Origin of the sequence: Streptomyces sp. NPDC001194 (genome assembly GCF_042896985.1) — a bacterium.
Taxonomy (GTDB): domain Bacteria; phylum Actinomycetota; class Actinomycetes; order Streptomycetales; family Streptomycetaceae; genus Streptomyces.
This window is the reverse complement of record NZ_JBIAXU010000008.1, coordinates 226,970-252,981: the sequence shown is the minus strand read 5'-3', so window position 1 is coordinate 252,981 and position 26,012 is coordinate 226,970. Positions and strand designations below refer to the sequence as shown.

The 26,012-nt window shown below is 71.6% G+C and carries 21 protein-coding genes; 8 read left to right on the top strand and 13 right to left on the bottom strand.

Annotated features, from left to right (window positions below; translation table 11 throughout):
• The coding region (locus tag ACFY1T_RS19920; RefSeq protein ID WP_390789275.1) for a hypothetical protein at positions 1-225 on the top strand (225 nt) is incomplete at its 5' end.
• Between the two features lie 209 nt (positions 226-434).
• Here the strand turns inward: ACFY1T_RS19920 and ACFY1T_RS19915 are convergent.
• From ACFY1T_RS19915 to thyX, 3 genes are all read right to left on the bottom strand, one after another.
• Entirely contained in the window at positions 435-2,120 is a 1,686-nt protein-coding gene (locus tag ACFY1T_RS19915; RefSeq protein WP_030859731.1) for a ribonuclease J, read from the bottom strand.
• Between the two features lie 120 nt (positions 2,121-2,240).
• Positions 2,241-3,140 (bottom strand): 4-hydroxy-tetrahydrodipicolinate synthase, encoded by a 900-nt coding sequence (dapA, locus tag ACFY1T_RS19910; RefSeq protein WP_229336184.1) that lies wholly within the window; start codon positions 3,138-3,140, stop codon positions 2,241-2,243.
• A 248-nt stretch (positions 3,141-3,388) separates the two neighbouring features.
• Positions 3,389-4,129 carry an FAD-dependent thymidylate synthase gene (gene thyX, locus ACFY1T_RS19905; protein WP_053693203.1) on the bottom strand — a complete coding sequence of 247 codons (741 nt, stop codon included), beginning with the start codon at positions 4,127-4,129 and terminating at the stop codon, positions 3,389-3,391.
• 246 nt (positions 4,130-4,375) lie between these two features.
• Between thyX and ACFY1T_RS19900 the strand changes: the two genes are divergently transcribed.
• Both ACFY1T_RS19900 and ACFY1T_RS19895 read left to right on the top strand, forming a co-directional pair.
• A complete protein-coding gene (locus ACFY1T_RS19900) occupies positions 4,376-4,615 on the top strand; it encodes a hypothetical protein (RefSeq protein ID WP_030859737.1) in 240 nt (79 codons plus the stop codon).
• A gap of 47 nt (positions 4,616-4,662) precedes the next feature.
• Positions 4,663-5,229 (top strand): PH domain-containing protein, encoded by a 567-nt coding sequence (locus ACFY1T_RS19895; protein ID WP_390789274.1) that lies wholly within the window; start codon positions 4,663-4,665, stop codon positions 5,227-5,229.
• A gap of 97 nt (positions 5,230-5,326) precedes the next feature.
• Here ACFY1T_RS19895 and ACFY1T_RS19890 read toward each other — a convergent pair whose 3' ends face one another.
• The 6 genes from ACFY1T_RS19890 to eccD all read right to left on the bottom strand — a co-directional run bounded on the left by ACFY1T_RS19890 (position 5,327) and on the right by eccD (position 12,524).
• A complete protein-coding gene (locus ACFY1T_RS19890) occupies positions 5,327-5,788 on the bottom strand; it encodes a hypothetical protein (protein WP_390789273.1) in 462 nt (153 codons plus the stop codon).
• Between the two features lie 19 nt (positions 5,789-5,807).
• Positions 5,808-6,563 (bottom strand): 4-hydroxy-tetrahydrodipicolinate reductase, encoded by a 756-nt coding sequence (dapB, locus tag ACFY1T_RS19885; RefSeq protein ID WP_390789272.1) that lies wholly within the window; start codon positions 6,561-6,563, stop codon positions 5,808-5,810.
• Positions 6,564-6,637: 74 nt separating this feature from the next.
• Entirely contained in the window at positions 6,638-8,017 is a 1,380-nt protein-coding gene (locus ACFY1T_RS19880; RefSeq protein ID WP_390789271.1) for a M16 family metallopeptidase, read from the bottom strand.
• A complete protein-coding gene (locus ACFY1T_RS19875) occupies positions 8,014-10,236 on the bottom strand; it encodes a polyribonucleotide nucleotidyltransferase (protein ID WP_366101150.1) in 2,223 nt (740 codons plus the stop codon). The genes ACFY1T_RS19880 and ACFY1T_RS19875 overlap by 4 nt, the downstream gene beginning before the upstream one ends.
• 312 nt (positions 10,237-10,548) lie before the next feature.
• Complete coding sequence (gene rpsO / locus ACFY1T_RS19870; RefSeq protein ID WP_030859744.1) at positions 10,549-10,836, bottom strand: 30S ribosomal protein S15; 288 nt, start codon at positions 10,834-10,836, stop codon at positions 10,549-10,551.
• A gap of 173 nt (positions 10,837-11,009) precedes the next feature.
• A complete protein-coding gene (gene eccD / locus ACFY1T_RS19865; protein ID WP_390789270.1) occupies positions 11,010-12,524 on the bottom strand; it encodes a type VII secretion integral membrane protein EccD in 1,515 nt (504 codons plus the stop codon).
• Positions 12,525-12,742: 218 nt separating this feature from the next.
• On the opposite strand from eccD, the gene eccCa reads away from it, so the two are divergent.
• Positions 12,743-16,708, top strand: coding sequence for a type VII secretion protein EccCa (gene eccCa / locus ACFY1T_RS19860; protein WP_390789269.1), 3,966 nt, complete (start codon positions 12,743-12,745; stop codon positions 16,706-16,708).
• A gap of 158 nt (positions 16,709-16,866) precedes the next feature.
• Entirely contained in the window at positions 16,867-17,112 is a 246-nt protein-coding gene (locus ACFY1T_RS19855; protein WP_030161442.1) for a DUF397 domain-containing protein, read from the top strand.
• A 79-nt stretch (positions 17,113-17,191) separates the two neighbouring features.
• Here the strand turns inward: ACFY1T_RS19855 and ACFY1T_RS19850 are convergent, their stop codons facing one another.
• The 4 genes from ACFY1T_RS19850 to eccB form a co-directional block, all read right to left on the bottom strand.
• Positions 17,192-17,500: a WXG100 family type VII secretion target gene (locus tag ACFY1T_RS19850; protein WP_030859747.1), complete on the bottom strand. Its 309-nt coding sequence runs from the start codon at positions 17,498-17,500 to the stop codon at positions 17,192-17,194.
• Positions 17,501-17,563: 63 nt separating this feature from the next.
• Positions 17,564-17,899 (bottom strand): WXG100 family type VII secretion target, encoded by a 336-nt coding sequence (locus ACFY1T_RS19845; RefSeq protein WP_030859748.1) that lies wholly within the window; start codon positions 17,897-17,899, stop codon positions 17,564-17,566.
• A 213-nt stretch (positions 17,900-18,112) separates the two neighbouring features.
• Entirely contained in the window at positions 18,113-19,393 is a 1,281-nt protein-coding gene (mycP, locus tag ACFY1T_RS19840; protein ID WP_390789268.1) for a type VII secretion-associated serine protease mycosin, read from the bottom strand.
• A gap of 11 nt (positions 19,394-19,404) precedes the next feature.
• Positions 19,405-21,009, bottom strand: a complete 1,605-nt coding sequence (gene eccB / locus ACFY1T_RS19835; RefSeq protein WP_390789267.1) for a type VII secretion protein EccB — start codon at positions 21,007-21,009, stop codon at positions 19,405-19,407.
• 274 nt (positions 21,010-21,283) lie between these two features.
• Between eccB and eccE the strand changes: the two genes are divergently transcribed.
• From eccE to ACFY1T_RS19820, 3 genes are all read left to right on the top strand, one after another.
• Complete coding sequence (gene eccE, locus ACFY1T_RS19830) at positions 21,284-22,561, top strand: type VII secretion protein EccE (protein ID WP_327133802.1); 1,278 nt, start codon at positions 21,284-21,286, stop codon at positions 22,559-22,561.
• Positions 22,558-23,256 carry a hypothetical protein gene (locus ACFY1T_RS19825; protein WP_390789266.1) on the top strand — a complete coding sequence of 233 codons (699 nt, stop codon included), beginning with the start codon at positions 22,558-22,560 and terminating at the stop codon, positions 23,254-23,256. The genes eccE and ACFY1T_RS19825 overlap by 4 nt, the downstream gene beginning before the upstream one ends.
• Before the next feature lie 224 nt (positions 23,257-23,480).
• Positions 23,481-26,009 (top strand): SCO5717 family growth-regulating ATPase, encoded by a 2,529-nt coding sequence (locus tag ACFY1T_RS19820; RefSeq protein WP_390789265.1) that lies wholly within the window; start codon positions 23,481-23,483, stop codon positions 26,007-26,009.
• Positions 26,010-26,012 lie beyond the last annotated feature (3 nt).

Below are 26,012 nucleotides of genomic sequence, written 5' to 3'. Positions count from 1 at the left end.
TTGATTTTTGGCACGCTGTTGAGTTCTCAAGGAACGGACGCTTCCTTTGTACTCACCCTCTCGGGCTTTCCTCCGGGCTTTCGTTCTTCGTTCTTCGTTCTTGCGTTTCCGACTCTATCAGAGTCAGTTCCGCTTGCTTTCCAGGGTCTTCGCTTTCGCGCTTTCCCTTTCCGGCGGTTCCAACCTTACCAGATCCTTTCCGTTCCGTTTCCGGAGTGGAATTGAATTCGGCGGCCGTTGGAGGGCCTTTCCCTTTCGGGTGGACAAGACTTTATCAGGTTTCCCTGGTCTCGAATCCCACCCGCTCGCACATGACACGTACGGGCACACGTGTGCGCCCGGGTGTTGTGCGAGGTGGAGACGTAAACGTACTGGAGCGGGGCCCCGGATGCAAATCCGGTTGCCCCGCTCCGGTGATGGCGCTACGGCGAGGCTCAGACCTCGACGACGACCGGGAGGATCATCGGGCGGCGGCGGTAGCCGTCCGAGACCCACTTGCCCATGGTCCGGCGGATGAGCTGCTGGATCTGGTGCGGTTCCGCGACGCCGTCTGCGGCGGCGCGGGCGATGGCTTCCTCGATCTTGACCATCACGGATCCGAAGGCCGAGTCCTCGATGCCGGAGCCGCGGGCCTGGATGTTCGGGCCGCTCACGACCTTGCCGGTGGTGCTGTCCACCACGACGTAGACCGAGATGATGCCCTCGTCGCCGAGGATCCGGCGGTCCTTGAGCGAGGCCTCCGTGACGTCGCCGACCGACAGGCCGTCCACGTACACGTACCCCGCCTGCACCTTGCCGGAGATCCGGGCCTTGCCGTCGATCAGGTCGACGACCACGCCGTCCTCGGCGATGACGATGCGGTCCTTCGGGACGCCCGTCATGGCACCGAGCTCGGCGTTGGCACGCAGGTGGCGCCATTCGCCGTGGACCGGCATGAGGTTCCGCGGCTTGCAGATGTTGTAGAAGTACAGCAGCTCGCCGGCGGAGGCGTGGCCGGAGACGTGCACCTTGGCGTTGCCCTTGTGCACGACGTTGGCGCCCCAGCGGGTCAGGCCGTTGATCACGCGGTAGACCGCGTTCTCGTTGCCCGGGATCAGCGACGACGCGAGGATCACCGTGTCGCCCGGGACGATCCGGATCTGGTGGTCGCGGTTGGCCATGCGGGACAGCGCCGCCATCGGCTCGCCCTGGGAGCCCGTACAGACCAGCACGACCTCGTCGTCCGGCAGGTCGTCGAGGGTCTTGACGTCGACGACGAGGCCGGCCGGGACGCGCAGGTAGCCCAGGTCACGGGCGATGCCCATGTTGCGGACCATGGAGCGGCCGACGAAGGCGACCCGGCGGCCGTACTCGTGGGCGGCGTCCAGGATCTGCTGGATGCGGTGGACGTGGCTCGCGAAGGAGGCCACGATGATCCGCTTCTGCGCGCTCGCGAAGACGCCGCGGATGGCGTTCGAGATGTCGCGCTCCGGCGGGACGAAGCCCGGGACCTCGGCGTTCGTCGAGTCGGAGAGGAGGAGGTCGATGCCCTCCTCGCTCAGACGCGCGAAGGCGTGGAGGTCGGTCAGACGGTTGTCCAGCGGGAGCTGGTCCATCTTGAAGTCGCCGGTGCACACGACCATGCCCGCACCGGTGCGGATGGCGACGGCCAGCGCGTCCGGGATGGAGTGGTTGACCGCGATGAACTCGCAGTCGAAGGGGCCGAGGTTCTCGCGCTCGCCTTCCTTCACCTCGAGGGTGTAGGGGCGGATGCGGTGCTCCTGGAGCTTGGCCTCGATGAGGGCCAGCGTCAGCTTGGAGCCGATCAGCGGGATGTCCGGCTTCTCCCGGAGGAGGTACGGGACGGCGCCGATGTGGTCCTCGTGGCCGTGCGTGAGGACGATGCCCTCGATGTCGTCGAGCCGGTCCCGGATGGACGAGAAGTCCGGCAGGATCAGGTCGATGCCCGGCTGCTCTTCCTCGGGGAAGAGAACGCCGCAGTCGACGATCAGCAGGCGGCCGTCGAACTCGAAGACGGTCATGTTGCGGCCGATCTCGCCGAGACCGCCCAGGGGGGTGACCCGGAGGCCGCCCTTGGGGAGCTTCGGCGGCGGGCCGAGTTCAGGGTGCGGATGGCTCAAAAGTATCTCCTCACCACACACGCCACGTACCTCGTCGTAAGGCACGCGGCGCGCATGTCATTCGTGCACTTGCATTCGTCTGTTTTGTTCGTCTTGCTTATTCAGTTGTGAAGTCCGGTGTCAGAGCTGTACCCCGCCGGCGGCAAGATCGATCTTGAGCTGGGCCGTCTCTTCGGCCGTCAGGTCGACCAGCGGGAGGCGGAGCGGGCCCGCGGGCAGGCCCTGCAGGTTCAGCGCGCCCTTGGTGGTGATCACACCCTGCGTGCGGAACATGCCGGTGAAGACGGGAAGCAGCTTCTGGTGGATCTCGGTGGCCTTCTGGACGTCGCCGCCCAGGTGGGCCTCGAGCATCGCGCGGAGCTCGGGGCTGACCACGTGGCCGACCACGGAGACGAAGCCGACGGCGCCGACGGACAGCAGCGGCAGGTTCAGCATGTCGTCGCCGGAGTACCAGGCGAGTCCGCTCTGGGCGATGGCCCAGCTGGCGCGGCCGAGGTCGCCCTTGGCGTCCTTGTTGGCCACGATACGGGGGTGCTCGGCGAGCCTCACCAGGGTTTCGGTGTTGATCGGGACGCCGCTGCGGCCGGGGATGTCGTAGAGCATCACCGGAAGCTCGGTGGCGTCGGCGATCGCCGTGAAGTGCCGGAAGAGGCCCTCCTGCGGCGGCTTGCTGTAGTACGGGGTCACCGCGAGCAGGCCGTGGGCGCCGGTGCGCTCGGCCTGGCGGGCGAGCTCCAGGGTGTGGCGGGTGTCGTTGGTGCCGATGCCGGCGACGACGTGGGCCCGGTCGCCGACCGCTTCGAGGACGGCTCGTACGAGGTCGTTTTTCTCCGCGTCGGTGGTGGTCGGGGACTCACCGGTGGTCCCGTTGATGATCAGGCCGTCGTTGCCTGCGTCCACCAGGTGGACGGCGAGCCGCTGCGCGCCGTCGAGGTCGAGTGCGCCATCCGCCGTGAACGGCGTGATCATGGCGGTGAGGACCCGCCCGAAGGGGGTCTGCGGAGTCGAGATCGGAGCCATGGGTAACACGCTACTCGCTGCCATGCTCGCGTTGTCCCCTCGGGGGACGTCAAGAGGGTGTGGCTCCCGGCACGGGCCGTGAGGGTTGTTGGATCCCGGCACTGCCTGCTCGGGGGTTCAAGCAGTGCCGGGTCCGTTTGATCAGCCTAGATGAACTTTACGAAACGTGGCAATACGGACACTTCGGACTTGACTCCGCACATCCGTACGCCATGGGCTCATCCGTCCCCATCGGGCCGTACCGGCCCTTACGGGGCGACCCGTCCGTTGGCGTTGTACGCGGCGTACGTGAGCGGCATGAGCGAGGCCCAGTGCCGCTCCATCTTCTCGCCGACCATCTCGATCTCCCGCTGCGGGAAGGACGGGGTGGTCGCGAGCTCGTGCTGCGTGCGCAGGCCGAGGAAGTGCATGAGGGAGCGCGCGTTGCAGGTGGCGTACATCGAGGAGAAAAGTCCGACCGGCAGGACCGAACGGGCAACCTCCCGTGCCACGCCCGCCGCCAGCATCTCCTGGTAGGCCTCGTAGGCCTGACGGTACGAGTCCTCCATGACCCGGCCCGTCAGTTCCTGCTGGGCCGCGGTGCCCTCGACGAAGACGTACTTGCCCGGACGGCCCTGCTGGACGAGCTTGCGCTCGGCGTCGGGGACGTAGAAGACCGGCTCGAGCTCCCTGTAGCGGCCCGATTCCTCGTTGTACGACCAGCCGACGCGGTGCCGCATGAACTCCCGGAACACGAAGATCGGGGCGCTGATGAAGAAGGTCATCGAATTGTGCTCGAACGGGCTGCCGTGCCGGTCGCGCATCAGGTAGTTGATGAGGCCCTTGGAGCGCTCCGGGTCCTTCTGGAGCTCCTCGAGCGACTGCTCGCCGGCCGTGGAGACACGGGCGGCCCACAGCACGTCGGAGTCGGCGGCGGAGTGCTTCACCAGCTCCACCGTCACATCACTGCGGAAGCTGGGTTTCAGGTCTGAAGCGGCGGTCTCGCTCACCGGGGGTCCTTCCGAACGACTCTCTTGGGGCGCGCCCACTCTACGGCGCGGCTCGCGGCTCGACGCGCAGCTCTCCGGCCGGCCCGGGAGGCGGCTCGGTCACCCCTTCGGCTGACGCCCAGCCATAAAATTTGGTTAATGTCCCGAATTCCGGCACCGATTGGGCGGTTCGTACGTCTTTCCCAGTACACGACATACGCATCCGCCATCGCCGCCCCCGGGCCCGACCGTGAGGAGAGTCGCTCTATGTTTCGCCGGAGCGAGCCCGTTCCGTTCGCCTTCGTCGCCGAGGCCGACCGCTTCCGCAGCAACGTCACTCCGCCGCCGCGCGAGCGCCTGGGCGCTGCCCAGATGGCCGCCCGTAGTCTGGTCGGGCTGACCGTGGTGGCCGGGCTCGTCGGCGCCCTGCTCTTCGGCATGCCGGCGCTCCAGCCCCACCAGGCGCCCGCCAAGTCGCAGCAGTCGGAGGCCTCCGAGGGGCGGTAGCCTCACGGTCAAGCCCAACCGAACGTGCATGTGAGTGAGGTACAGCCGTGCCCCTGCCCTTCTTGACGGCCGACCGCGCGTTCGACGCGCACGAAGACAGTGCCGGCGAGGACGTACTGGCCCACGAGGACCCCGACCGCTGGCGCCGGCCGTACCGGCCGGGGCCCTGGCGGGTGGCCGGCGCCGCGCTGCTGCTCCTGCTGGCCGCGTTCATGCTGCTCGCCACGATGATCATCGCGTTCGCGGGCACCTGGGCCGGAGCCCTCGTCTGCCTGGCCGCCGCGCTCTGCGTGATCGGGTCGGCGCTGCGGATGCTCATGTCGGGCGTCTGGGTGAGCCCCGCGGGGCTGCGCCGGGTGTCCTTCTTCCGGACCCGTTCGATCGCCTGGAACGAGATCACCGAGGTCCGTACGGTCCAGCAGCCGGTGCGCTGGCTGGGGCTGCCGCGGACCGTCCAGGGCCAGGCCCTGACGGCCGCCGGGCCCGGAGGGGCGGAGCTGCCGGTGCTGCTGACCGACCACAACGCCGATTTCCTGTCGCGGACCGAGGCGTTCGACCGGGCCGCCGACATGGTCGAGGCCTGGGCCGAGGAGTACCGGGCCGTGCCCGCCTGACGCGGACCTCCGTAGACCCGGAAAGCCCGTACGGGCCCGCCTCGGCGGATCCCGTACGGGCTTTCCGGGTTTACGGGGCCCGGCCGGCCCGGCGGGCCTACTGCGACGCGGCCTGGCGGCGCGCTCCGCCGTGCAGGGCGATGGCCCGCTGCATGGCCTTGCGGGCCCGCGGGGTGTCGCGGGCGTCGTGGTAGGCCACGGCGAGGCGGAACCAGCTGCGCCAGTCTCCCGGCGCGTCCTCCGTCTCGGCCTTGCGGCGTGCGAAGACCTCGTCGGCGGAGTCGCGCAGGATCCGGCCGTACTGGTCCCGCTCGAGCTCGTCGACGGGCAGCCCGCCCTCGGCCTCCAGCTCGGTCGCGAGCTGGTTCGCCCTGGTCACGAACTGGGTGTTCTTCCAGAGGAACCAGACGCCGATGACCGGCAGGATCAGCACCGCGGCGCCGAAGACCACGGTCAGCGGGGTGCCCTGCCGGATCAGCAGGACGCCGCGGCTGCCGGCCAGGACGAAGTAGACGACCAGGACGGCGGCCGTGAGGAAGTAAGTGATCTTCGCGCGCATGGGTACTACTGCCTGCTCATCAGCCGAGGTCGAGGAAGTTTTCCAGGCCGAACGTGAGGCCCGGGTGCTGCACGACGCGCCGCGCGCCGAGCAGGATGCCCGGCATGAAGCTGCTGTGGTGCAGGGAGTCGTGACGGATGGTCAGGGTCTCGCCCTCGCCGCCGAGGAGCACCTCCTGGTGGGCCAGCAGGCCGCGCAGGCGGATCGCGTGCACCGGGACCCCGTCGACGTTCGCGCCGCGCGCGCCGTCCAGGGCGGTGGCGGTGGCGTCGGGCTGCGGGGCGCAGCCCGCCTCGGCGCGGGCGGCAGCGATGAGCTGCGCCGTACGGGTCGCGGTGCCGGAGGGGGCGTCGACCTTGTTGGGGTGGTGGAGCTCGACGACCTCGACGGACTCGAAGTAGCGGGCGGCCTGGGCGGCGAACTTCATGGTGAGGACGGCGCCGATGGAGAAGTTCGGGGCGATGAGCACACCCGTGCTCGGGGAGCCGGCCAGCCAGGTGTCCAGCCGGCCGAGGCGCTCCTCGTTCCAGCCGGTGGTGCCGACGACCGCGTGGATGCCGTGGCCGATGAGGAAGTCGAGGTTGCCCATGACCGAGTCGGGGGTGGTCAGCTCGACCGCGACCTGCGCGCCGGCCTCGGCCACCGTCTCCAGTTTGTCGCCGCGGCCGAGTGCGGCCACCAGCTCCATGTCCTCGGCGGCCTCGACGGCCTTGACCGCTTCGGAGCCGATGCGGCCCTGGGCGCCGAGGACCGCTACCCGCAGCTTGCTGCTCATGCTTCTTCGCTTCCTGTCGTACGGGCCGGGCACCGGCCGGCGGCGGCCGGTGCCCGGCCTCGGGTGTCAGCGTCTCAGGCGACCGCTTCGTCGAGGCGGGCGGCCTGCTTCTCCTTCAGCGGGCCGACCACCGCGAGCGACGGCCGCTGGGCCAGTACGTCGGCGGCGACCGCGCGGACGTCGTCCGGGGTGACGGACGCGATCCGGGCCAGCATGTCGTCGACGGACATCTGGTCGCCCCAGCAGAGCTCGCTCTTGCCGATGCGGTTCATGATCGCGCCGGTGTCCTCCAGGCCGAGGACGGTGGAGCCGGACAGCTGGCCGATGGCCCGCTTGATCTCCTCGTCGGCGAGTCCCTCGGAGACGACCTTGTCGAGCTCGTCGCGGCAGATCCGCAGCACGTCGTGCACCTGGTTCGGGCGGCAGCCCGCGTACACGCCGAAGAGGCCGGTGTCGGCGAAGCCCGAGGTGTACGAGTACACGCTGTAGGCCAGGCCGCGCTTCTCCCGGACCTCCTGGAAGAGGCGGGAGGACATGCCGCCGCCGAGGGCCGTGTTCAGCACGCCGAGCGCCCAGCGGCGCTCGTCGGTACGGGCCAGGCCCGGCATGCCGAGGACCACGTGGGCCTGCTCGGTCTTGCGGTTGACCAGCTCGACCCGGCCGGAGGTGCGGATGCGCTTGGTGCCGCCGCGCGGGCCGATGGGCTCGGCGTCGGTGTGCCCGAGGGCGCCCGCCTTCTCGAAGGCCGCGCGGACCTGGCGTACGACCTTGTTGTGGTCGACGTTGCCGGCCGCGGCCACCACCAGGTGGCGGGGGTCGTAGTGCTTCTTGTAGAAGCGGCGGATCCGGTCGGCGCCCAGGGCGTTGATCGTGTCGACGGTGCCGAGGACGGGGCGGCCCAGCGGGGTGTCCCCGTACATGGTCTGCGCGAACAGGTCGTGGACCATGTCGCCCGGATCGTCCTCGGTCATCGCGATCTCTTCGAGGATCACGCCGCGCTCGGCGTCGACGTCCTCCTCGCGGATCAGCGAGCCGGTGAGCATGTCGCAGACGACGTCGATCGCCAGCGGCAGGTCGGTGTCGAGCACCCGCGCGTAGTAGCAGGTGTACTCCTTCGCCGTGAAGGCGTTCATCTCGCCGCCGACCGCGTCGATCGCGGAGGAGATGTCGAGGGCGCTGCGCTTGTGCGTGCCCTTGAAGAGGAGGTGCTCCAGGTAGTGCGTGGCGCCGTTGAGCGTGGGCGTCTCGTCCCGGGAGCCCACGTGCGCCCAGATGCCGAAGGTGGCGGAGCGGACGGAGGGCAGTGTCTCGGTGACGATGCGCAGTCCGCCGGGGAGGACCGTGCGCCGGACGGTGCCGATGCCGTTCTCGCCCTTGAGGAGGGTTTGGGTACGGGCGACGGCCCGCCCCTCCGAAGAGGGGCGGGCCGTCACACGGGAACTACGCGACGTCACTTGTCGGAGTCGTCCTTGTCAGCATCGTCGCCGGCGGTCTCGCCGTCGATCACGGGGACCAGCGAGAGCTTGCCGCGCTGGTCGATCTCGGCGATCTCGACCTGGACCTTGGTGCCGACCGCGAGCACGTCCTCGACGTTCTCCACGCGCTTGCCACCGGCGAGCTTGCGGATCTGCGAGATGTGCAGCAGGCCGTCCTTGCCGGGCATGAGGGAGACGAAGGCACCGAAGGTGGTGGTCTTGACGACCGTACCCAGGTAGCGCTCGCCGACCTCCGGCATGGTCGGGTTGGCGATCGAGTTGATCGTGGCGCGGGCGGCCTCGGCGGCCGGGCCGTCGGAGGCACCGATGTAGATGGTGCCGTCGTCCTCGATCGTGATCTCGGCGCCGGTGTCCTCCTGGATCTGGTTGATCATCTTGCCCTTGGGGCCGATGACCTCACCGATCTTGTCCACGGGGATCTTGACCGTGATGATCCGCGGGGCGAACGGGGACATGGCGTCCGGCGTGTCGATCGCTTCCATCATCACGTCGAGGATGTGGAGGCGGGCGTCGCGGGCCTGCTTGAGGGCGGCGGCCAGGACCGAGGCCGGGATGCCGTCGAGCTTGGTGTCCAGCTGGAGCGCGGTGACGAACTCCTTGGTGCCGGCGACCTTGAAGTCCATGTCGCCGAAGGCGTCCTCCGCACCGAGGATGTCGGTGAGGGCGACGTAGTGCGTCTTGCCGTCGATCTCCTGGGAGATCAGGCCCATGGCGATGCCGGCGACGGGGGCCTTGAGGGGCACACCGGCGTTCAGCAGCGACATGGTGGAGGCGCAGACCGAACCCATGGACGTCGAACCGTTGGAGCCGAGGGCCTCGGACACCTGGCGGATCGCGTACGGGAACTCCTCGCGGGTCGGCAGGACCGGCACGATCGCGCGCTCGGCGAGCGCGCCGTGGCCGATCTCGCGGCGCTTGGGCGAGCCCACGCGGCCGGTCTCACCGACGGAGTACGGCGGGAAGTTGTAGTTGTGCATGTAGCGCTTGCGGGTCACCGGGGAGAGGGTGTCCAGCTGCTGCTCCATGCGGAGCATGTTGAGGGTGGTGACGCCCAGGATCTGGGTCTCGCCACGCTCGAACAGCGCCGAGCCGTGCACGCGCGGGATGGCCTCGACCTCGGCGGCGAGGGTACGGATGTCCGTGATCCCGCGGCCGTCGATGCGGACCTTGTCCTTGATGACGCGCTCGCGCACCAGGGCCTTGGTCAGGCTGCGGTAGGCGGCGGAGATCTCCTTCTCGCGGCCTTCGAAGGCCGGGAGGAGCTTCTCGGCGGCGATGTCCTTGACGCGGTCGAGCTCGGCCTCGCGGTCCTGCTTGCCCGCGATGGTCAGCGCCTTGGCGAGGTCGCCCTTGACGGCGGCCGCGAGGGCCTCGTACACGTCGTCCTGGTAGTCCAGGAAGACCGGGAACTCGCCCTCGGGCTTGGCGGCCTTGGCCGCCAGGTCCGCCTGGGCCTTGCAGAGGGCCTTGATGAAGGGCTTCGAGGCGTCGAGGCCGGCGGCCACGATCTCCTCGGTCGGCGCCTCGGCGCCGCCCTTGACGAGGGCGATGGTCTTCTCGGTGGCCTCGGCCTCGACCATCATGATCGCGACGTCGCCGTCCTCCAGGACGCGGCCCGCGACGACCATGTCGAAGACGGCGTCCTCGAGCTCGGTGTGCGTCGGGAAGGCCACCCACTGGCCGCGGATCAGCGCGACGCGGACGCCGCCGATCGGGCCGGAGAAGGGCAGGCCGGCCAGCTGGGTGGACGCGGACGCGGCGTTGATCGCGATGACGTCGTACAGGTGGTCCGGGTTGAGCGCCATGACGGTGGCGACGACCTGGATCTCGTTGCGCAGGCCCTTCTTGAAGGACGGGCGCAGCGGGCGGTCGATCAGGCGGCAGGTGAGGATCGCGTCCTCGGAGGGGCGGCCCTCGCGGCGGAAGAAGGATCCGGGGATCTTGCCGGCCGCGTACTGGCGCTCCTCGACGTCCACCGTCAGGGGGAAGAAGTCGAGCTGGTCCTTGGGCTTCTTCGACGCGGTGGTGGCGGAAAGCACCATCGTGTCGTCGTCCAGGTAGGCAACGGCGGAGCCGGCGGCCTGGCGGGCCAGACGGCCCGTCTCGAAGCGGATGGTGCGGGTGCCGAAGGAACCGTTGTCAATAACGGCCTCGGCGTAGTGGGTCTCGTTCTCCACTAGCGTTTTCTCCATTTTCGTCGTCTCCGTCCGCTGCCCGTGTGGCTGCGGACGGTTGCGGAGAAGCGCTCCTTGCGTGCGGGCCGGTCTTCGATCGAAGTACCCGGTTCGGTGCCCTCGGGGCATTCCGGGTACCACTACCGAGGACCGGCGGCCTGGGAGGGCGCTCCTCCTCTTCAGTTGTGCACGTGGTTCGCCGTGCACGTGCGTCCAGACTACAAAGCGTCCGGTACGTCCCGCACGTAGAGCGTCAGCACGTACAGCAAAGGGAGCGGCCCCCTCAGTGTGGGAACCGCTCCCTTCACAGCGTCTTTACTTGACGCCGGCCGCACCGCGACGGATGCCGAGGCGCTCGACCAGCGCGCGGAAGCGCTGGATGTCCTTCTTGGCCAGGTACTGCAGCAGGCGGCGACGCTGGCCGACCAGGATCAGCAGACCACGGCGGGAGTGGTGGTCGTGCTTGTGGGTCTTGAGGTGCTCGGTCAGGTCCGAGATGCGCTTGGACAGCATGGCGACCTGGACCTCGGGGGAGCCGGTGTCGCCCTCCTTGGCACCAAACTCGGCGATGATCTGCTTCTTCGTAGCGGCGTCGAGCGACACGCGTACTCCTCGTATAGGTCTTCGTAGCCACCGAGTGCCCCAGGTCGAATTCTCTGGGGATCTTCCGTAACTCGGGAGGCGGGGTCCGCTGAGCGCAGCCTCCAGAGGATTTCCGGGGGCGCGTACACAAACGGCCGTCACACAGCGTACCAGGCTGCCGCACGGCCCCCGTCTCAGCTGGTGAGAGCGCGGGCCCGGGCGTACACGTCCAGCACGGCGAGGGCCAGCGGGACAAGACTGAGCAGTACTGCCGCCTCGGTGAGGTCGAGCAGCCGTCCCCAGAAGGGTGACAGGCCCTTGCGCGGGATGACAAGCGCAATTCCCGCGAGGAGGGCCGCGCCGGCGGCGACGGCCGCGGAGAGCCAGATCGTACGGAGGTCCAGGCCGCCGCGGTCGTGGTACTGGACGAGCTCGCGGACCAGGTCGGCCGGCGGGTGCAGGGCCAGGCCCAGGATCAGCAGGGCGATGGCGGCCAGGCCGGCGACCAGGGTGCACACGACCTGGGAGGTGTAGCGGAAGAGCCGGGCGCGCAGCAGCATGGCCAGTCCGGTGGTCAGCGCCAGGAGCCGGCCCCAGGTGTTGTCGGAGAAGCCGAGTACGGCGGCGGAGCCGACGGCGATCGCGGCGCAGCCGCCGACCAGGCCGAGCAGCATCTCGTGGCCGCGGCGGGCCTGGGCGGCGATGGCCTCGGCGTCGAGCGGGGCGCCCTGGTCGTGCTGCTCGGCGGAGGAGTCGGCGTACGGCTCGCTCTCGTAGCGGTCGGGGGTCCCCGCGTGGTCGACGTACTCGTCGGTGGCGCTCTGCGGGGCGGCGTAGCCGATGGGCAGCCGGGCGAAGCGGGCGGAGAGGCCGGGCAGGAAGGCGACGAGGCCGATGGCGACCGGGGCGCAGACGGCGGCGGTCGCGGTGGCGGAGGCCTCGGTGACGATGGCGAGGAAGGTGGCCAGGGTGCCGGTGGCGGCCAGGAAGGTGGCCGCCACGAAGGGGGCGTCGCCGTTCGGGGTGAGCGCGACCAGGGCGACGGAGGCGACGAGCACGCAGGCGCAGCCGAGCAGGAACTGGAGCCGGCCGGGTCCCTCGCCCGCTCCGGCCGCGACGATGCCGGAGCCGGCGATCAGCAGGAGCGGGAGGGCGCCGAGGCCGAGGGCGACGGCGGAGCCGCGGTCGCGGTAGACCCGGGCGCGCACGCCGGAGGCGGCGGTCAGCAGCACGCCCGCGGCGCCGGCGATGATGCCGGGCAGGCCGTGCATGTCGTGGCGGACCGGGTCGGCGTACCAGAGGACGAAGCCGAGCAGGACGAGCAGCAGGGCGGCGCCGATGAGGCCCGCACCGCGCAGCATGTCGTCGCTCCAGCGGTGGCGGTCGCGGACGACGGCGGAGGCGACGGCGTCGGAGACGTCGTCGAAGACGGCGGGCGGCAGCGAGTCGGCGAAGGGGCGCAGGCTCAGCACCTCGCCGTCGAGGACCTGCTGGGCGGCGAGCGTGCGGGCGCCGTCGAGGACGGTGCCGTCGCGGCGGACCAGGTGGAAGCCGGTGGGAGCGCCGACGGGCTGGGTCTGGCCGGTGAGCCGCAGCAGTTCGGGGTAGACGTCGGCGACGGCGATGTCCTCGGGGAGGGCGACGTCGATGCGGCTGTCGGGGGCCACGACGGTGACCCTGCAGAAGCCCGTCGTTGCGGCCGTACTCACCTGTGTGACCCCCCTGGTTGGCGAAGCGGGTGCATGCACCTCTGCCGTGGATTCGCCGTGGATTCGCGGATGCGCATGCTGCGCGGGCCACCCTACCGGGCGTATGAGTGACTGTCGGCAAGTAGGATCACCGTCGCGCAGGGGAGACCCCCTTCGCGCCCGGGACTTGGGGGCGCCGGTAGCGACGTCCCGTCCGTTTTCGAGGGATTGATGCTCCGGTGAGTCAGATCGTCGTCAAACGCCCGCCGCGGTCCCTGCCGCCCGAAGTCCCTTCGGACGAGCTGAGACTGGAGGCTCCGCCGGAGCTTCCCCGCGGGCAGCAGGAGGGCATGCTGATGCAGCTCCTGCCGATGCTCGGCATGGGCTCGTCGGTCGTCTTCTTCTTCATGCCGGGTGCGGCGCCCTTCATGCGCATCATGGGTGTGCTGATGCTGGTGTCCACGGTGGGCATGGTCATCGCCCAGCTGGTGCGCCACCGGCGCGGTACGCAGGGGCAAATGGCCGATGTCCGGCGGGACTACCTCAAGTACCTCGCGCAGACCCGCCGTCAGGTCCGCAGGACCGCTCGGGCCCAGCGCGACGCGCAGTTGTACCTGCACCCGGCTCCCGAGCAGTTGTGGTCGGTGGTGGCCGAGGGCTCGCGGCTGTGGGAGCGGCGCGTCGGCGACGAGGACTTCGGGCAGGCCCGGCTGGGGCTGGGCGCGCAGCGCCTGTCGACTCCGCTGGTGGCGCCGGACACGGCGCCGGTGGACGAGCTGGAGCCGCTGACGGCGGGCGCGATGCAGCGCTTCCTGAAGGTGCACTCCTCGCTGGACGGGCTGCCGGTGGCGGTGTCGCTGCGGGCGTTCTACCACGTGACGGTCTCCGGTGAGCCGGAGTCGGCGCGCGGGGCGGCGCGGGCGCTGGTGGCACAGCTGGCGACGCTGCACTCCCCCGAGGACCTGGTGGTGGCCGTGGTGGCCGCGCCCGGGGCGGTGCCGTCCTGGGACTGGACGAAGTGGCTGCCGCACACGCAGGTGCCCGGGCAGGTCGACGGGGCCGGTACGAAGCGGCTGTTCAGCGATGACCTGACCGAGCTGGAGAGGCTGCTGGCGCCCCGGCTGGAGGGGCGGCCGCGGTTCAGCCGGGACGTTTCCCCGGTGCTGGACCAGCCGCACCTGGTCGTCGTACTGGACGCCAACTCGCGCGGCGGCCTGGTGCCGCCGGACTCCGCCTTCGCGGCGGCCGAGGGGCTGCAGGGCGTGACCATCGTCGAGGTGGTCGCGGGCGAGCTGGACGAGCCGCGCGGCGGGCTGTCGGTCGTGGTGCGGCCGGGCCGGCTGCGGCTGGAGTCGGGCGCGGGGATCGCGTACGAGGGTGTGCCGGACACGCTGTCGCTGCCGGCAGCGGAAGCGCTCGCGCGGCAGCTGGCGCCGCTGCGCACGGGCGGCGGGGACGACGACGAACCGCTGCTGGCCAACCTGGACTTCACGGACCTGCTGAACCTGGGCGACGCGGCCTCGATCGACGTGGCCCGGACCTGGCGGCCGCGTTCGGCCGGTGAGCGGCTGCGCGTGCCGATCGGCGTCGGCGAGGACGGCACGCCGGTCATGCTGGACCTGAAGGAGGCGGCGCAGGAGGGCATGGGCCCGCACGGCCTGTGCGTGGGCGCGACCGGTTCCGGCAAGTCGGAGCTGCTGCGCACCCTGGTGCTGGGCCTGGCGGTCACGCACACCTCGGAGACGCTGAACTTCGTCCTCGCCGACTTCAAGGGCGGTGCGACCTTCACGGGCATGGGGCAGATGCCGCACGTGGCGGCGGTCATCACCAACCTGGCGGACGACCTCACCCTCGTGGACCGCATGGGCGACTCGATCCGCGGTGAGCTGCAGCGCCGGCAGGAGCTGCTGCGCTCGGCGGGCAACTACGCGAACATCCACGACTACGAGAAGGCGCGCGCGGCGGGCGCCCCGCTGGAGCCGCTGGCCTCGCTGGTCCTGGTCATCGACGAGTTCAGCGAGCTGCTGACCGCGAAGCCCGACTTCATCGACATGTTCATCCAGATCGGCCGCATCGGCCGTTCGCTGGGCGTGCACCTGCTGCTGGCCTCGCAGCGCCTGGAGGAGGGCAAGCTGCGCGGGCTGGACACGTACCTGTCGTACCGGATCGGTCTGCGGACCTTCTCGGCGGCGGAGTCGCGGACCGCGATCGGCGTACCGGACGCGTACCACCTCCCGTCGGTGCCGGGTTCGGGCTACCTGAAGTTCGGTACGGACGAGATGACGCGCTTCAAGGCGGCTTACGTCTCGGGCACCTACCGCTCGGGCGGGCCGGACCTGTCGGTCGGGCTGTTCCCGGTGGAGCGGCGGCCCGCGCTGTTCACGGCGGTGCCGGTGCCGGTCGTGTACGCGGCGCCGGACCCGGCGTACCTGGCGGCGGAGTCCCGGCGGGAGGACGACGCGCTCGCGGACACGGTCCTGGACGTGATCGTGGGCCGGCTGGAGGGCCAGGGGGTGCCGGCGCACCAGGTGTGGCTGCCGCCGCTCGACCAGGCCCCGCCGCTGGACCAGCTGCTGCCGGCCCTGGCGCCCTCGGCGGAGCGGGGGCTGCACGCGGAGGGGTACACGCGGCCCGGCGGGCTCGTCGTACCGCTCGGCCTCATCGACAAGCCCTTCGAGCAGCGGCGCGAGGTGCTGTACCGGGACTTCTCGGGTGCGGCGGGCCACATGATGGTGGTCGGCGGTCCGCAGTCGGGCAAGTCGACGCTGATGCGGACGCTGATCTCCTCGTTCGCGCTGACGCACACCCCGCGCGAGGTGCAGTTCTACGGGCTCGACTTCGGCGGCGGCAGCATGTCGTCGATCGCCGAGCTGCCGCACGTGGGCGGGATCGCCTCGCGCCTGGACCCGGAGCGGGTGCGGCGCACGGTCGCGGAGGTGGGGGGCATCCTCAACCGCCGCGAGGAGTTCTTCCGCGCGAACAACGTCGACTCGATCGGTACGTACCGGCGGCGGCGTGCGGCGGGCGACCTGCCCGGCGAGGCGTGGGGCGACGTGTTCCTCGTCATCGACGGCTGGGGCGGCTTCCGGACCGAGTACGAGGGCCTGGAGCCGGTGGTCACGGACATCGCCTCGCGGGGTCTGGGCTACGGCATCCACGTGGTGATCACGGCGGCGCGGTACATGGAGGTGCGGGCCGCGCTCAAGGACCAGATGCTGAACCGGCTGGAGCTGCGGCTCGGCGACGTCATGGACTCCGAGTTCGACCGCAAGGTCGCGGCGAACGTGCCGACGGGCATGCCCGGCCGCGGCCAGGTCGCGGAGAAGCTGCACTTCCTGGGCGCGCTGCCGCGCATCGACGGCGCGCACGACCCGGAGGAGCTGTCGGAGGCCACCGCCGCGTTCGTGTCGGCGGTGAAGCAGAACTGGGCGGGGGCCGCGGCTCCCGGCGTACGGCTGCTGCCCCGGCTGCTGCACGCCGACCAGCTGCCGCGCGGCGGGGACCAGCCCGGCCGCGGGCTGGCCATCGGCATCGACGAGACGGACCTGGAGCCGGTGTTCGTCGACTTCGAGAGCGACCCGTTCTTCCTGGTGTTCGGTGAGAGCGAGTCCGGCAAGACGAACCTGCTGCGGCTGATCTGCCAGCAGATCGCGGAGCGGTACACCCCCGACCAGGCCCGCCTCGTCGTCGGCGACTACCGGCGCAGCCTGCTCGGGGCGCTGCCGGAGGAGCACCTGCTGGAGTACGCGCCGATGGCGAGCTCGCTGCAGACGCACATGGAGGCGCTGGGCGGGGTGTTCTCCCGGCGGCAGCCGCCGACGGACGTCACTCCGCAGCAGCTGCGCGACCGCAGCTGGTGGACGGGCCCGGACGTGTTCATCGTCATCGACGACTACGACCTGGTGGCCACCAGCCAGGGCAATCCGCTGGCCCCGCTGGTGGAGTACCTGCCGTTCGCCCGCGACACGGGTGTCCGCTTCATCATCGCGCGCAACTCGGCGGGCGCCTCGCGTTCGATGTACGAGCCGTTCATGCAGCGCTTCAAGGAGCTCGGCGCGCAGGGCGTGGTCCTGTCGGGCGATCCGTCCGAGGGAGACCTCATCGGCAACGTCCGCCCGCGCCCGATGCCCCCGGGCCGCGCGTACTTCTCCTCGCGCAAGCGCGGCACGTCCCTGGTGCAGCTGGGCCGCCTGCCGGGCGCGTAGCGGCGGAGGAGCGGCACCGACACGCAGCGGGGCCCGGCCGGCGGCCGGGCCCCGCTTTCTCGTGATCGGCGGGAAAGACTCCCCCGCGGCGGGGCGGAGCGCCGATAATCGGGAGGGAAGACCGCGGGAGCACCGCACCGCCGAGGGAAAGGCCGCACATGGGCACTCAGCAGGAGAAGGACGAGCTGTACGCGCTCGACATCAGCGGCGTCGAGTGGGAGGGCCCCCCGGGGTCCAGCCCCGACGAGGAGCGGGTCGAGATCGCGCGGCTGCCCGAGGGTGCGGTGGCCATGCGGTCCTCGCTCGACCGGGACACCGTCCTGCGCTACACGGCGGCCGAGTGGGAGGCCTTCGTGCTCGGGGCCAGGGACGGGGAGTTCGATCTCGACCGCGGACCGCGCTGAGGCCCGTACGGCGAAACGGCACGAAGGGGCGCGCCCGGTCGGGCGCGCCCCTTCGTCATGCGGCTGTGGCCGGCCGGGCTCAGTAGGCCTCGGTGAACAGGCGCGAGGCCTTCACGTCGGTGGCGCGGTAGTCGCCCTTGCCCTGCTCGATGAGCTTGGCGACCTGCTCCAGCTGCTTGTGCATGTGGTCGGCCTTGCCCTTGTACTTCCCCTGGAGGGTGACGTACGCCTGGTGCGCCTCACCGTCCCAGGTGTCCGTGACGACCTTCAGGGCCTGGTCCATCTCCTCCAGGTCCGTCATGATCTTCTTCGAGACGACGCGGATGCGGTTCGCCATCTCCTGGACGCTCTCATACCGGACCCGGGTGTGCCCGCTGTCACCGGACATGTTGTTCTCCTTCGCGCTGAGTTGAGTGGGAGCGACGTGACGCCGCGAGACCTGGGCGGCAGGTCAGATGCCGTTGAGCCCCGAGCCGCCCTGGCCGGCGCCGGCCTGCACCGTCTTGAACGCCGCGCGCACGTCGTCGTCCTGCGCGTTGCTGAGGTTCTTGGTCTGCGCGACCGCGTTGTGCAGCACTCCGAGCAGACGACGGATCTCGTCGTGGTCCTCGTTGACGACCGTCTGGGCGGAGACGAAGCCCGAGGCACCCACACCGGTCCAGCCGGCGCTCACGGTGGCCAGGATGTCGGCCAGCTCGCGGGACTGGGTGGTGACGGCGCGGGCCGTCGTCTCGATCTTGTTCTTCGCCTGGACGATCGGATCGTCTGCGAGTCCGAAATTGCTCATCCGAAGCTCCTCACTTCTCAATTCGCCGGCAGAACCGGCGGATTGCGCAGCGGAAGGGAGGTTCCGGGCACGGATGCGAGTCACGCGCCGCCGGAAATCCCCTCCGCCTCACGCGATCCCCCGATCACATTCGTGAAGCCTGGTGTCACTCTAGCCAGTTCATCTGACAGCCCCAACACCAGTGGGCCGCTACCGTTGATGAACTGTGACGGTTCACTGCAAACGGCCCCGGCGCCTGCGTGCGTCGCGCACCACTGTCGCCGTGCCGGCGATGACCGCGATCAGCACGCCCGCGATGCCGAGAGCGTACGTGCCGAACCGCTCCTCGCGCTCCTGCGCCGTCTCGGTCGTCCGCAGCGCCGCCGCCTCGGGCGCGGCCGCCGGGGGCGGGCCGGGGTCCGGGACCGGGGCCTTGGGCGCCTCGTGGTCCTGGGTGAGCGCGCGGACCGGGTCGACGACTCCCCATCCGACGTAGTCGTCACGGCCGTTGACCGAACGCTCGGCGGTCCCCTGGATCTGCCAGATGATCTGCTGCGGGCTCCAGTCCTCGTGCTTGGCGCGCAGCAGGGCGGCGACTCCGGCGACGTACGGGGCCGAGAAGCTGGTGCCGTTGTCGATGCACTGGCCGAAGCCGGGGACGGTGGAGACCATGTCCACACCGGGCGCCGCGACCCCGATGAAGTCTCCGGGCTGGGAGAACGCGGCCCGCTCGTTGTTGCGGTCCGAGGCGGCCACGGCGAGGACGCCGGGGAAGGCCGCCGGGTAGGTCTTGCGCTTCTCGCCGGTCATGCCGTCGTTGCCCGCCGAGGCCACGACCACGACCTTGGCGTCGACGGCCCGCTGGACGGCCTTGCCGAGATCGGAGTCGGCGCTCAGGGGGACGTCGGTGTCCTGGGAGATGTTGATGACCTGGGCGCCCTTGGCCACCGCGTGGTCGATCGCCTGGCCGAGCGAGAGGGCGTTGCCCTTGCCCTGCCCGTCGTTCTGCCGGATCGGGATGATCACGGAGTCGGGGGCCAGTCCGACGAAGCCGGTGCCGTCCTGCGGGCGTGCCGCGATCAGCCCGGCGACCTTGGTGCCGTGGCCGACGGTGTCGGTGGTGCCGTCACCGCCCTTGGGGTCGATGAAGTCCTTGCCGGCGCCCACGTCGATGGCTCCGCTGAGCTGCGGGTTCGCCCGGTCGACTCCGGTGTCGATGACAGCGACGCGGACGGGTTTGCCGCTCTTGTCCTTGCCCTTGGTCTGCGCCCAGAGCGCGTCGAGCAGCAGCCGCTGCAGGGCCCAGGGACGGTCGGCGATCTGCTTCTTCATCGGGAAGGTGCACTCGCCCGCGCCCGCCAGCTCCAGCGGGGTGGCCGCCGGGATGCGGACGGGGTCCGGGTACGGCGCCGCCGCGGCGGCGGCGGCCGGGGCCGCCGTACCGGACAGGGCGGCGACGGCGAGCGCGGCGGAGGCGAGCGCACCGCGCGCGTACGGTGACTTGGGGATCGGCATCGGCGGCTTCCTCACGAACCCTGGGGCTGGCGGGCGGAGTTGGTGTCCAGACGCGGCCCCTTCGAGAGGAACTCGGACCACGCGATGGGCACCAGGGCCGGGGTGACGGTCCCGTAGCCGAGCCGGATCTGCGCCTGGCTGGCCTCGGGCCGGCCGTCCGCGGTGGCCTGGCCGTTCTGCTGGTCGGGGGCGCCGATCTTCGACTTCTCCGCGTCGCTGTCCCCGTTGGCCTGCACCGCGTACCGCAGGCCGGTGTCGGTGACCAGGAAGAGGGCGCCGCCCGCGGTCGTCTGCTTGCCCTGGACCTGCGTGTAGAGCAGCCCCGAGCCCGGCGTGACGTACGCGCTGGTCCCGCTGGCGGTGATGTCGATGGGGAATCCGGTGCCGGCCCACGTGCTCAGCGTCTGGCCGCCCTGGCCGTCGACCGAGCGCAGCACGTTGCAGACGGTGTCGCGCGCGCCGCCGCCCTGCGAAGCCGCGCCCTGCGCACCGGCGGCGTCCGCCGGGGCGGCCGTCGTGTTGATCCGGTCGGACTTCTTCTGCGGCCACTTGGCCTCGGCCTTGAACGCCGCGGTGTCCGGGTTGAGGGACTGGAGGTCGACCTCGTGGGGCTTGCCGTGCATGTTGAGGCCGTCGGTCGCGGGAGCCGAGATCAGCAGCCACGCCACGAAGTCGGAGACCGGTGCGACCTTCCCGGGCAGCACGACGTAGTGCTGCGCACCGGAGCCCGTCTGCGCCATCAGCACCATGCCGACCTTGTTGTCGGCGGTGGTCAGGCCCTGGACGTCCGCCTTCGTGCCGGCCGGTACCGGCAGCTGCGGGAAGGCCAGGTCGTCCCCGGAGTTGAGGGTGGCCAGCCACGACTCGGTGACCTGCTGCGGGGTCGCTCCGGTGCTGCCGACCAGCGCGTTGGTCATCTTGCCCGCGTCCGGGCCGGCTTCGGGGAACTTGTACTTCGTCCCCGAGGCGTCGATGAGGTAGCGCTCCTTGGCGCCGCCCGTGCTCTGCACGTACAGCATCTGCGTGTCGGTGAGCTTGCGGGCGTCGTCCATCAGCCCCGCCTCGCGGTCGGCGAGGACGAAGGTCGCGGTCTGCACGGTCTTGCCGTTGCCGCCCGGCGCCTGGCAGACCGCCCACCGCTTCGCCTTGCCCGCGTCCTGCGGGGCCGGAAGCCGGTCGGGCGCGTAGGGGATGCCGATGATGGGCCCGCGCGGCGGCTTGCCCGCGTCCAGGACCTTGTCGTCGATCTGGATGACCTTGAACTTCTGCGGATCCAGGAGGAGTCGGGCGGATGCGAGGTTGAGCACCGGGTGCAGCCGGGTCTGGTCCTTGCCGTTGACCTTCGTCGTCAGGACCACGTACCGGGTCGTCGACTGCTTGCCCACGATGACCTTCGTACCGGCCTCGTCCCAGCCCTTGGGGGCCTGCGGCTTGAACATCCCCCACGCACCGAACCCGGCGAGGACGAGCGCCCCCGCCACCAGCCCGGGCAGCACCGCGCGCAGCGGCCGCGGCGCGCCTTCCTCGGAGCCCGTGGCGGAAGGCTGGAGGAACGCGGCCACCGTGCGCCGCTTCGCAAAGGTGTACGCGTTGAGTTCATCACGTCGTGATGCCATGACCGCCTGCTTCTCCCCGCACGGCCCGGTCGGTGAGTACGGTCCCCGGGCCTCGATTGTCGGACCGGGCACCTACTATGCCCCCTGGCGGAGGGCGGGTACCGGCCGGGTAGGGTGAGGCCGCCGCTTCCTGCCTTCCGGACCGCGCGAATGCGCGGGTCCTCGGGACATCAGGGCTTGTTGGGGTGGATTGGGGAGATTCCGGGGTCATGCGGCGTGCAGCGTCAGGCTCCGGCACTCACGGGGTACCGCCCCGGGAAGGGGAGGTGGGCGCATGATGGCCACCGCGACGCAGCCGCAGACGGGTGCGCCCGCACCCGCACGCGGCGGGGTGACGCCGTATCCGAAGTCGAGCCCGGGCCGCTTCGGCCCGTTCCGATTGCAACAACTCGTGCTGCTCCAGATCGCCGTGGCCGCCCTGCTGGTGGCCTGGGTCGTGGAGCCGATGCTGCTGGTGCCCGCCGGTGTGCTGGCGCTCGCCCTGGTGGTGCTCGCCGTCGTACGCCGCCACCAGCGCTCCCTGCCCGAGTGGCTCGGCGGCGCCCTGGAACTGCGCGCGCGCCGTCGCCGGGCCGCCTCCTTCACGGTGCCCGCGGGCACCGAGCCCGGTCTGGCCCCGCTCGTCGAGGCCGATCCGGCGCTGCGGACCCTCACGTTCAGCGACCGCGACCGGCGGCCCGTCGGGATGGTCGGTGACGGCACGTTCCTGACCGCCGTCGTCCAGGTGGACATGGACGCCACCGCTCTGCGGCCCGACCGCGGTGCGCGGCCGCTGCCGCTGGGGCTCGTACGGGACATCCTCGAAGTCGACGGCATCCGGCTGGAGTCGGCGCAGCTCGTGCAGCACACGCAGCCCGCGCCGGCCCCGCACCTGCCGGCCCAGTCGATGGCCACCCGCAACTACGCGCCGCTCCAGGCCGCCACGGGCACCCCGGCGGTGCGGCTGACGTGGATCGCGCTCAAGCTCGACCCGGAGCTGTGCCCCGAGGCGGTCACCGCGCGCGGCGGCGGGCTCGCGGGCGCGCAGCGCTGTGTGGTGCGGGCGGCCGACCAATTGGCGAGCCGGCTGACCGGCGCCGGGTTCCGGGCCACCGTGCTCACCGAGCAGGAGCTGACGGGCGCGCTCGCCACCTCCTCGTGCGCCAACCCGATGGCGATCACGCAGGCCGGGCGCACCGCGAGCACCGGCCGGCGGACGGAGGAGACGGCGCGGATCTGGCGCTGCGACGACCGGCGGCACACGACGTACTGGATTGCCCGCTGGCCGCAGCTCGGCGGCGGCGGGTCGGCCTCCCTGCCCCAGTTCGTGGCGCTGCTGACCTCGCTACCGGCGCTGGCGACCAACTTCAGCCTGACGATGGCCCCGGCGGAGCGCCAGGGCGTGACGCTGACCGGGCACGTACGGGTCACCGGGCGCAGCGACGAGGAGCTCGTGGCGGCCCGCCGGGAACTGGAACGGACGGCCCGCGGCGTGCGTACCGGGCTGGTCCGGCTCGACCGCGAACAGGTACCGGGGCTGCTGGCCTCGCTGCCGCTGGGAGGGGCGCGATGAGGGGCGGCTTCGGACTGATCGGCCCGCGCCGGGAACGGCACGTGGTCCCGGCGGCGGACCTGGACGGGCTGGCGCTGCCCGTCGGGGACGACGGGGTCGTCATCGGCGTGGACGCCGAGGGGCGTCCCGCGGTGCTCGGCATCAACCGGCCGACGCCGTACGAGGTGACGCTGATCGGCGGCCTGTGGACGGCGCAGGTACTGGCGCTGCGCGCGGCGGCGACCGGTGCGCGGGTCGCGGTGGAGACCGGGCGCGGGCAGGTGTGGTCCGGGCTGGCCCAGGCGGCGGGCGGCGGCCAGCAGTGCGTGACCCTGCACGAGGTGGGCCGGGTGCCGCCGCAGGGTGCGTCGGCGGGCAGCCCGGTGCTGGTGATCCGGGACTGCGGGATGCGGCCGCCGCGCGGGCGCGTGGTGGCGGGGCCCTGGCAGTCGGTGCTGACCCTGCTGCCGTACCTGAGCCCGACGGCGCCGCGGCTGCTCCAGAACTCCTCGCTGGTGGGCGTCCAGCGGGTGTCCCCGGACGAGGCGGAGCAGCTCGGCCGTCTGATGAACCTGCCGCGGGCGGCGGTGGATTCGCTGCCGACGCTGGGCGACGGGGTCACCCTGTGGTGCACGCCGCGGGACCGCCAGTTCGTGATGACCCAGGGCACGGAGGCCGAAACCGGACTCCTGGGCCCCTCCCGGCGCATCGACTGAGCCTCATCCGGGGCGGAGCCCCCGGCGGAGGCCGGTGACGGTTGCTCAGGAGGCGGCCACCCTGTAGGCAGGACGGGAAGGACGACGCCACCGAGCCGGCCCCGGGGCCCGGCGGCGGCGCGTCCACGGGGGCGGACACCGGCGTCGGCGCGCACGATTAGGCTGAGCGTGGGCGCGGCGTCGAGGTGGGCGCCGGACCAGTGTTCGACATACCAGGAGGACCAGTGAGCGGCGATCGGAACGAGAGGCGCGGCGGGACTTGGGACGTCCCGACGGACGATCAGTCCGACGCGGAGCCCGAGGTGACGGGCGAGTTCACCATCGACTACACCCCGCCGGCCTGGTACACGCAGGGTGCGGCGCCGGCCACGCCCGTACCGGGGCTCCCCGAGGGCAGCGGTTTCGAACCCCACCGCCCGTCGGACGTGGCCTCGCCCCCGACCATGCGGATCGCCCCGCCGGCCCCGCGCACCCCTTCGGACGGCGCGGGCGTCCCGTCCCCCTTCCCGCCCCCGGCCACGCCGATCCCGGCGCCGGCCGAAGGCACCGCCCCGCCCGCGCCGTACCCGGCTCCGTTCAGCACCTCGGCCGAGACGCAGCCCCCGCCGTACCCGGCGCCTGCTCCCTTCGACAGCCCGGCCGACGCGCCCGCGCCCGCGCCGTTCCCGGCGCCGGCCGACACGCCCGCGCCCCCGGCGCCCCCGGCTCCGGCTCCGGCTCCGGCTCCGGCCGACAGTGCCGCCCCGCCGTTCCCGGCACCGGCCCCGGCTCCCCTCGGCACGCCGGCCGACGCGCCCGCGCCGTCGGCGTTCACGGCCGCGCCGGTCCCGGCCGAAGGCGTCGGCGCTCCCGCCGCCGAGGTACCCGTTCCGGCGGCCCCGGCCCCCTCGGCTCCCCCGGCCCTCCCGGCGCCGGCCGACGCGCCCGCGCTGCCTGCTCCGGCACCGGCGGATGCGCCCGGGCAGCTGGTCAAGGCCCCCTCCGACGCGCCCGACCCCGTCCAGCGGCAGGACACGCCGCCCGACGGGACCCCCGTCCCGTTCACGAGCCCCGAGCCCGCGGCCGCGGCGGACGAGGCCCGCGACGCCGTGTCCGCGCCGGAGGCCCTGCCGCCCGTCAGCCCCGCGGACGCGATTCACCCGCCCGTGGGAGCCCCCTTCGGGGGACCCGGAGGCGAACTCCCGGCGCTGCCGCCCGCGTTCCCCTCCACCACGGCACCGCAGGACGGCTACGGGTTCCCGCCCTCCCCCGGCCCGGCCGCTCCGGTCCCCCAGGACGGCTACGGGTTCCCCCCGAACCCCGGTCCCGCCGCGCACACCCCCGCGCCCGCGCCCCAGGACGGGTACGGCTTCCCCCCGGCCGCCGCACCGGCGCAGCCGATGCCGCAGCCCCAGCAGGGCGTCGACGCGAACGACTACGCCTTCCCGCCCGCGCAGTCCGCGCCCGTACCGCCGCAGCCCCAGCAGCCGCAGCCCCACCAGCAGCCCCAGTACGACCCCCGTGCCAACGCCCAGTGGCCCGCCGGGCCCCAGCCGGGCCCGCAGCCGCACGACCCGCGCTACCAGCCCGGCCCCGGCACGGGCGGTGGCGCACCCCTCGGCTACACCGCCGCGGTCGAGCTGTCCTCGGACCGCCTGCTGCGCGGCAAGCAGAAGGCCCGGCCCCAGCGCTCCGGGTTCCGGTTCGGCGGCAAGGCCGCCGAGGCCGAGCGCCTGCGCAAGCTGGAACTGATCCGCACCCCGGTCATGTCCTGCTACCGCATCGCCGTCATCAGCCTCAAGGGCGGCGTCGGCAAGACCACGACCACCACCGCCCTCGGCGCCACCCTCGCCACCGAGCGCCAGGACAAGATCCTGGCCATCGACGCGAACCCCGACGCCGGCACCCTCGGCCGCCGCGTCCGCCGCGAGACCGGGGCCACGATCCGGGACCTGGTGCAGGCGATCCCGTACCTGAACTCGTACATGGACATCCGGCGGTTCACCTCCCAGGCCCCCTCCGGCCTGGAGATCATCGCCAACGACGTCGACCCGGCCGTGTCCACGACGTTCAACGACGAGGACTACCGCCGCGTCATCGACACGCTCGGCCGCCAGTACCCGATCATCCTCACCGACTCGGGCACCGGTCTCCTCTATTCCGCGATGCGCGGAGTCCTGGACCTGGCCGATCAGCTGATCATCATCTCGACCCCGTCGGTGGACGGCGCCAGCAGCGCGAGCACCACGCTCGACTGGCTCTCGGCCCACGGGTACGCCGATCTGGTCTCCCGCTCCCTCACGGTCATCTCGGGGGTCCGCGAGACCAGCAAGATGATCAAGATCGAAGACATCGTCCAGCACTTCGAGACCCGGTGCCGGGGCGTCGTCGTGGTGCCGTTCGACGAGCACCTCGCGGCCGGTGCCGAGGTCGACCTCGACCTGATGCGGCCGAAGACCCGGGAGGCGTACTTCAACCTCTCCGCGCTCGTCGCCGAGGACTTCCTCCGCGCCGCCCAGCAGGCCCCCCAGGGCCACTGGGGAGCACCTCAGCAGCCGCAGCCCCCGCAGCCCCAGGCGTACCAGCAGCCTCCGCAGCAGCCGCAGGGCCAGCCGCCGTACGTCCAGCCCCAGGGCCCGTCCCCGTACCAGCAGCCTCCGCAGCCGTACGCCCAGCCCTACCCGCAGCCCGGCCAGCCCTGGCAGCCGCAGCAGCAGCCGCCCCAGCACCCGCAGCAGCCCCAGCAGCCCCCGCGCGACCCGCGGCTCGGCTGAACG